This window comes from Streptomyces sp. NBRC 110611 (assembly GCF_001590865.1).
Lineage (GTDB): Bacteria > Actinomycetota > Actinomycetes > Streptomycetales > Streptomycetaceae > Streptomyces.
Genome location: NZ_BBUY01000005.1, coordinates 163,887 through 171,887 on the forward strand (window position 1 = coordinate 163,887; position 8,001 = coordinate 171,887).

General features: G+C 76.9%; 1 protein-coding gene. It reads right to left on the reverse strand.

Going from position 1 to position 8,001, the window contains the following annotated elements; genetic code table 11:
* Positions 1-71: 71 nt before the first annotated feature.
* On the reverse strand, positions 72-7,991 hold the full coding sequence (locus tag AZE13_RS14070; RefSeq protein WP_066930891.1) for an SDR family NAD(P)-dependent oxidoreductase: 7,920 nt from the start codon (positions 7,989-7,991) through the stop codon (positions 72-74).
* Positions 7,992-8,001: the final 10 nt, after the last annotated feature.

Genomic DNA, 8,001 nt, shown 5'->3' on the forward strand with positions numbered 1-8,001 from the left:
GTGGTCGCCCCTCAGCGCGTCGGTCGTGTCGGTGGAACAGGTGGAACAGGTGAAGCGGGTGGACGCGCGGGTCATTCCGTGCCCAACTGCTGGTCGAGGTAGGCGAAGAACTCGTCGTCGGTCGCCGCGTCCATGCGGGCCAGCAGGTCGTCACCGTCCTCGGGGCGGCCGGCGGGCTCCTGCCCCGGCGCGGTCAGCCGGGCGGCCAGGTCCCGCAGCCGGGTCGCGAGCCGGTCGCCCACGGCGGCGTCCTGTGCGACCTCGTCCACCATCCCTTCCAGGCGGTCGAGTTCGGCCAGGATCCGCAGGACGGGGCTCTGCCCGCCGTCGCCGCCCAGCTCGTCGCGCAGGTGCCCGGCGAGCTCGCCCGGTGTGGGGTGGTCGAAGGTGAGCGTGGCGGGCAGCCGCAGCCCGGTGACCGCCTGGAGCCCGTTGCGGAAGACGACCGCGGTCAGCGAGTCGAAGCCCAGCTCGGAGAAGGGACGGTCGGCCTCGATCGCCTCCGGGCCCGGGTAGCCGAGGACTTCGGCCGCCTGGCCGCGGACCAGCACGGAGAGCCGGGCCGCCTGCTCGGGCTCGGACAGGCCGGTCAGGGTCCGGCGCAGCGCCTCGGCCACGCCGTCCGCCCCGTCCGCGGCCGCGTCCGCCGCCTGGCGACCGGGCGCCGGGACGAGCCCGCGCAGCAGCGGCGGTACGGCACCGGGACCGGCCTGCGCGGCCAGCGCCGCCAGGTCCAGCCGGATCGGGATCAGCTGCGGTTCCGCGGCGCCGCCCGCGAGGTCGAGCAGGCGCAGCCCGTCCGCCTCGCTGAGCGCGCGGATGCCGCTGCGGTCCATCCGCCGGCGGTCGGCCGCGTCGAGCGCCCCGGCCATCCCGGCGGCGCTCTCCCACCTGCCCCAGGCCAGCGAGACGCCCGGGAGCCCCAGCTCGCGCCGGTGCCGGGCCAGGGCGTCCAGGAAGGCGTTGGCCGCCGCGTAGTTGCCCTGCCCCGGGCCGCCCAGCACCCCGGCCGCCGAGGAGAACAGGACGAACGCCGAGAGGTCGGCATCCCGGGTGAGGTCGTGCAGCAGCCAGGCGGCGTCGGCCTTCGGCCGCAGCACCGCGTCCAGGCGGCCGGGGGTCAGCTCGCCCACCGTCGCGTCGTCGAGGACTCCGGCCGCGTGCACGACGGCGGTCAGCGGGCGGTCGGCCGGCACGGCGGCCAGCAGCCGGCGCACCGCGTCGCGGTCGGCCGTATCGCAGGCGACGGTGGTGACGTGCGCGCCCAGGTCGGTCAGCTCGGCTTCCAGGGCTGCGGCGCCCGGGGCGTCGGGGCCGCGCCGGCCGGCCAGCAGCAGATTCCGTACGCCGTGCTCGGTGACGAGGTGCCGGGCGACCAGACCGCCCAGGGTCCCGGAGGCGCCGGTGATCAGCACGGTGCCGTCGGGGCGCCAGGGTGCCGCGCCATCCGTCGCCGCGGGCGCCGTACGCACCAGCCGGGGCACCCGCACCCCGCCCTGCCGGACGGCCAGTTGGGGCTCGTCGCCGGCCGCGTCCGAACCGGTCGCCGCCGACAGCAGCGCGGTCAGCGCGGCGGGAGTGTCCGTCCGGTCGAGGTCGGCGAGGACGAACCGGCCGGGGTGCTCGGACTGCGCGGAGCGCACCAGCCCCCACAGCGCGGCGGAGCCGAGGTCGGCGAGGTGCTCGCCGGGCCCGGTGGCGACCGCGCCACGGGTCACGAACACCAGGCGCGCGGCGGACAGCCGGGCGTCGTCCGTCCACGCCTGCACGTGTGCCAGCGCCCGGCGGGCGGCGGTGTGCGCGCCGGCGGCCGGGCCGTCGGGGTCACCGGAGGTGCCGGATGCCGCGCATGGCACGAGGACCAGCTCCGGGACCGGGCCCGCGGCGCGGAGCGCGTCGAGGCTCGGGTGGACCGGTGCGGTGACCCCGGCCGCGGCCAGGGCCTCCGCCAAGCCGAGGCGGTCGGGGCCGAGCACCGCGCACCGGGGCACGGCGGGGTCGCCGCCGGCGGCAGCGGCCGGCTCGGTCCAGTCGGTCCGGAACAGCGCGTCGGCGACGCTCTCCCCGCCGCCCGGGGACAGCGGGCGCAGCACCAGTGCCGCGATGTCGGCGACGGGCCGGCCGGCGGGGTCCGTGGCGTGGACCGCCACGGTGTCCCGGCCCGCGGCCCGGATCCGGACCCGCAGCTCGCCGGGGGCCGCGACGGCACCGTGGAGCCGGACCCCGCGCCAGGTGAAGGGGACATGGGGCCGTGCGGGGTCGGCCACGAACGAGCCGTGGGCGACCGCGTGCAGCGCCGCGTCCAGCAGGGCGGGGTGGACGTCGAACGCCCCGGTGTGCTCCGGGCCGCCGGCCCCCTCCGCCCGCGGCAGCGCGACCTCGGCGTACAGCGCACCGTCCGTGCCGCGCCGGACCGCGCGCAGCCCCTGGAAGGCCGGGCCGTAGTCGAGCCCGGCCTCGGCGAGCCCCGGGTAGAGCCCCTGCGTCGGCACGGGCTCGGCACCGGCCGGCGGCCACGGGAGGTCACGGTCCGCCGGCCCGGCCGGATCCGCCGTCGCCGCGGCCGGGTCCGCCGTCGCCAGGACGCCGGTGGCGTGCTGGGTCCACGGGGCGCCGGCCGGTGCGCCGTCGGGCCGCGCGTGGACGGTGACCGTCCGCCGCCCCGTCGCGTCCGGGGCCGAGGCCCGTACGCTCAGCCGGACCCGGCCGGTCTCCGGCAGCGGCAGCGGCGCCTGGAGCGTCAGCTCCTCCACCAGGCCGCAGTCCACCGCCGCCCCGAGGCGGGCGGCCAGGGCCAGGAACGCGGTGCCCGGCAGCAGCACCGTGCCGCCCACGGTGTGGTCGGCCAGCCAGGGCTGGTCCGCGAGGGACAGGTCCCACGCCAGGTGCACCGAGCCGTCGGGGAGTTCGAGAACGGACGGCCCGGCCGCCGGCACCGGTTCCGGACGCGGAACGGCCCCGGCGGAGGGCGCGGCGGAGGGCGCGGCGGACGTGACCGCCGGCCGGACGGGAGCGGGCTCGATCCAGCAGCGGGTGCGGGCGAACGGATAGCCCGGCAGCGACATCCGGCGCGGCGGCCGCCCCCCGTCAGCCACCGGCCCGAGGTCGATCTCGGCGCCGGCGACCCAGGCCCGCGCCAGGAGCTCCAGGTCTCCGCGTTCGGCGGCGGACCGCAGCTCCTCGGGCGCGGGGCGGCCGGCGCCGCGGTCGCGCCGCCCGCGGTGGGTGCCCGCCGGCAGCGCGCCGCCGCCGAGCCAGGCCGTGATCCGCTCGATCAGGGTGCGCACGTCGGACGCGATGACCGCGAGCCGCTCGTCCATCGCCTCCCGGCCCGTGTGCAGGGTGAAGGCCAGGTCGTCGAGCGGAACGGCGGGGAGGGGGCCGGTTCCGGCGGGGGCCGGCCGGCCGTCCGCGCCGGTGGTGCGCAGCACCGCCGCCAGCGACTGGAGGGTGGCCTCGCCGTGTACCGCGGACGGGGGCAGTCCGCACCCCAGCTCCTCCTCGATCCGCTGCCGGAGGATCGTCAACAGCGGGTAATCCAGACCGAGTTCGGCAAGCGTCTCGGGGCCGTCCCCGGACCCCACCGCGGCCGGCCCGCCGGTCCGCTGCGGGGCGACGCCGAGCAGGTCGTCCAGGATGCCGGCGAGCCGGTCCGTGAGGTGTCCGGGGTCCCCGGCGTGCGGGCCCAGGAAGGCGGTGAAACGCTCCGCCAGGGCGCGCAGGCGGTCCTCGTCCTTGGCCGAGAAGACGAACAGCCGGTCCCGGGCACCCTGTTCCGGGTCCGGGGACCCCGGCCGTGCCGCATCGCCCTCGTACGCCTCCAGCACCACGTGCGCATTGGCGCCTCCCGCCCCGAACGAGCTGATGCCCGCCCGCAGCGGAGCGCCGTCCGGCGCGCGCCACGGCGCCACCTCACGCTGCACCCGGAAGCGCGAACGCGCCCAGTCCACCGCGGTGTTGAGCTGCTCGGCGTGCAGCGAGGGCACCAGTTCACGGTGCTTGAGCTGGAGCACCACCTTGGTGACGGCGGCGATACCGGCCGCCGACTCAAGGTGCCCGACGTTGGACTTCACCGACCCGATGGGGACCGGAGCCGCGGCCGGCCCGCCCGGTGCGCCGGACTCCGCGAAGGCCTTCTCCAGGCCGGCCACCTCGATGGGGTCGCCGAGCGAGGTTCCGGTGCCGTGCGCCTCGATGTAGCCGAGCGTCGCCGGGTCGGTGCCGGAGCGCCGGAAGGCGTCGGTCATCAGCTCGGCCTGGGCCTGGGGGTTGGGCACCGAGAAGCCGCTGGTGCGTCCGCCGTGGTTGAGGGCGGCCCCGCGGACCACGGCGTGGATCCGGTCGCCGTCGCGCAGCGCGTCCCGCAGCGGACGCAGCAGCACGGCGCCGACGCCCTCGCCGGGTACGTAGCCGTCGCCGTCCGCGCCGAAGCTGCGGCAGCGCCCGTCGGTGGACAGGAAGGAGGACTGCCCCAGCAGCAGGTACTTGTTGGGGTGCACGGAGAGGTTGACCCCGCCCGCCACGGCCGCCTCGCACTCCCCGCGCCGGATGCTCTCGCACGCCTGGTGGATCGCGGTGAGCGAGGACGAGCACATGGTGTCCAGCGCGATACTCGGACCGCGCAGGTCCAGGAAGTACGAGACGCGGTTGGCGATGGCGGCGTTGAAGGAGGAGGGGACCAGCCCGCCCGGCTCGCCGGGGCCGCGGACTCCGTAGAGCTGGTACTGGTTGTACATCACCCCGACGTAGACGCCGACCTTGCGGCCCTTCCAGGCCGACGGTGCGTGGCCGGCGTCCTCGAACGTGTGCCACACCGTCTGCAGGAACAGCCGCTCCTGCGGGTCGATGACCGCGGCCTCCTTCGGCGAGATGTGAAAGAAGAGCGGGTCGAAGGCGTCGACCTCGCTGAGGAATCCGCCCCAGCGGCCGTAGGTGCGCCCGGGAGTGCCCCGTTCGGGCGCGTAGACGGCGTCGTGGTCCCAGCGGTCGGCGGGGACCTCGGTGATGCAGTCCCGGCCGGCCCGCAGGTTGTCCCAGAACTCGCCGAGGTCCTCGGCCATCGGGTAGCGGCCGCTGATGCCGACGATGGCGATCGCGGTGCCGTCCGCGTCCTCGGCGCGGTCGTCCTCGGCGGAGTGCCGCGGACGCGTCCGCGGCGGCGGTGCCTCCGCTCCGAGCACCATCTGCTGGAACGCGGGGGCGTGCCGGCCGATCGCCTCGGTCATCCGCTGCCGGTCGCCCGCCAGGGCGATGAGGTGTCCGGCGGTGCCCGCCAGGGCGGTCAGCAGGATGGCCGGACCGGTGACGGCGTCCAGCGGCTCCATGCCCATCGAGCGGAGCCCGGCCTCGGCGGTGGGCGTCAGCCCCATGCCGCCGTCGCGCCAGGCGGGCCAGCCGACCGAGACCGTGCGGCCGGCCCGCTCGCCGACGGTGACCAGCCGGTTCCGCTCGACCGCGAAGGCGTCCAGGAACGCGTTGGCGCAGGCGTAGTCGGACTGGCCCGCGTTGCCCCAGGACGCGGCGGTCGACGAGCAGAGCGCGAAGAAGTCCAGCGGCTCCTGGCGGGTGGCCCGGTCCAGGTGCACGGTGCCGGCCACCTTGGCGGCCAGGACGGCCTCGGCGTCGGCGGCCGTCTTCCCCGGGACCAGGCCGTCGCGGAGCACACCGGCCGCGTGGATCACGCCGTGCAGGGCGCCGAACCGGCGGCGGGCGGCGGCGACCAGCTCGGCCACCTCGTGCGCCGAGGCGACGTCGGCGCGGTGGTGCAGCACCTCGGCGCCCAGCGCGGTCAGTTCGGCGATCCGCCGCTCTCCCCGGGCGTCGAGCGGTGAGCGGCCGCACAGCACCAGCCGGGCCCGGTGGTGGCGGGCCAGGTGGCGGGCGAAGGCCAGTCCGACGCCGCCGAGTCCGCCGGTGATCAGGTAGACCCCGCCGTCGCGCGGACGCCACGGCCGGCCGGCGACCGGGACCTCCCGGTAGCGGCGTACGGTGCGCCGGCCGGCCCGGTAGCGGACGTCGACCTGTTCGTCGTCCGCCAGCTCGGCTTCGATGACGTCCAGCGCCCTCGCCACCGGCACGTCGAGCCGGAGCAGTGTGCAGCGCAGCCCCGGGTGTTCGAGGCGGATGGTCTTGAACATGCCGCTGAGCGCCTGGAGCGGGGTGAAGCCGCCTCCGGCGGTGTCCGCACCGGCGCCACCCGTCCCGCCGGCTGCGCCGGACCCGCCGTCGCCGGCCACGGACAGGCAGTGGACCAGGCGCACCCGGCGCAGGCCCGGCCGGCGCATCAGCGCGCCGGACAGGCCGAGCAGGGCGGTGAACTCGTCCGTCAGCAGGGCGGGTCCGCCCTCGGTCACGGGCGGGCACCAGACGATCTCGTCCGGCAGCGCCCCCCGCTCGGTCAGCCGGTCCAGCAGGCGCCGCCAGTCGCCGGGCGCCGCCGGGTCCAGCCGGAAGGAGCCGTCGGCCTCCTCCGTGAAGCCGGGGCCGTGTCCGACGCGTACGGTGTGCCGGCCCCAGGAGCCGTCGGGGACCTGGCCCGCCGGGTCGATCAGCAGCCGGGTACCGGACGGTGCCGGACCGGGGGCGGGGTGCCGGAGCGGGGCGTCCTCCCAACGGCCTTCCAGGTGGAGTACGTCGGGAGCGGCCGCCGGCGCCCCGGCCGTCTCCTCGCCATCGCCCGGGACCGGTTCCGGTTCCTGCGGCGCGGCTTCGCCGCCCGGCACGGATGCGGGCCGCGGCGCGGCCACGCGGGCACCGACGGTCTCGTGGAGGTGGGCGGCCAGCGCCTCGACCGTGTTGTGCTCGAAGAGCAGCGTCGGGTACAGCTCGGTGGCCAGCGCCTCCTCCAGCTCCCGTACGACCGAGAGCAGCGCGGTGGACTCCAGCCCCAGCTCGTAGAAGCCGCGTTCGGGGTCGATCGCCTCGGGGCCGGTGCCCAGCTGCCCGGCGAGCAGGGCGGCGATCAGCTCGCGCAGCGCGGCCGGGCCGCCGTCCGCCGCGGACTCCGCGTCCGGGCCCGGGTCCGGGTCCGGTTCCGGGTCCGGCGCGCCGGCCGGCCGGCCGGCGGATGCCACGGCCGGCTCCGCCGCCGTGCCCACCTCGGTCAGCCGGCTGATCGAGCCGGTCTCCCGTACGCGCTTGGAGGTCAGGCCGTGCAGCCACATCTGCCGCACCCCGTCCGCATCGTAGAAGTCCAGGTCGCAGCTGTTGAGGTCGGCGTCCTGGCCGGCGTAACGGGGTGGCCGGGCGTGCACCCGGTTGTCCCCGCCCAGGGCCCGGCGGGCGCGGAAGGACTCGATGTAGAGGGGGATGTACGGCTTGCGGTCCTGCGGGGCCACCGCCCCGGAGTGGCGCGCGACGTCCTCGGCGAACTGGGTGGGCAGCAGCGTCGAGGAGTCCAGGACGGCCGGGTGCAGGTGGAAGTAGTCCAGGTAGCCGGCGGCCTGGCGGCTGACCTGGATGTCGGCGAGGAGTTCGCCGTCGGCGACGTGCAGGGTGCCCCGTCCGCGCATGAACTCGCCGTGCACGATGCCCGCGGCGCGCACCTCCCGGTACAGCTCCGCGAGGTCCGCGGTGCGGCCGGCACGGGCCCGCAGCGCGTCCAGGTCGATGCGGTGGCGGGGGAACGGCTCCCCCAGGCGCAGTTCGCACTCCAGCACCTCGGCCGGCGCGCCCCGCCCGCCGGTGCGCAGCAGCGGGATGCCGCGCACCGCGATCCGGTGCCGGCCCGCGGCCGTACCGGTGAACCGGAACTCCAGCTCGGTGTCGAACTCCTCGCCGGCCGCGACGGCCTGCTGGAACAGGATCCGCCGCAGCTCGGCGGTCTCGGTATCCACGCCCTTCGATCGCAGGATCCGGTAGATCAGGTCGAGGAACGAGACCCCGGGAAGGATGCTCGTGCCGTGCACCGTGTGATCGCGCATCACCGGGTCGGTGTGGCGGACCACTACGGTGCACTCCAGCCCGTGCAGGGCGTCCGTCGTGTTGCTCAAGGCTCGTCCT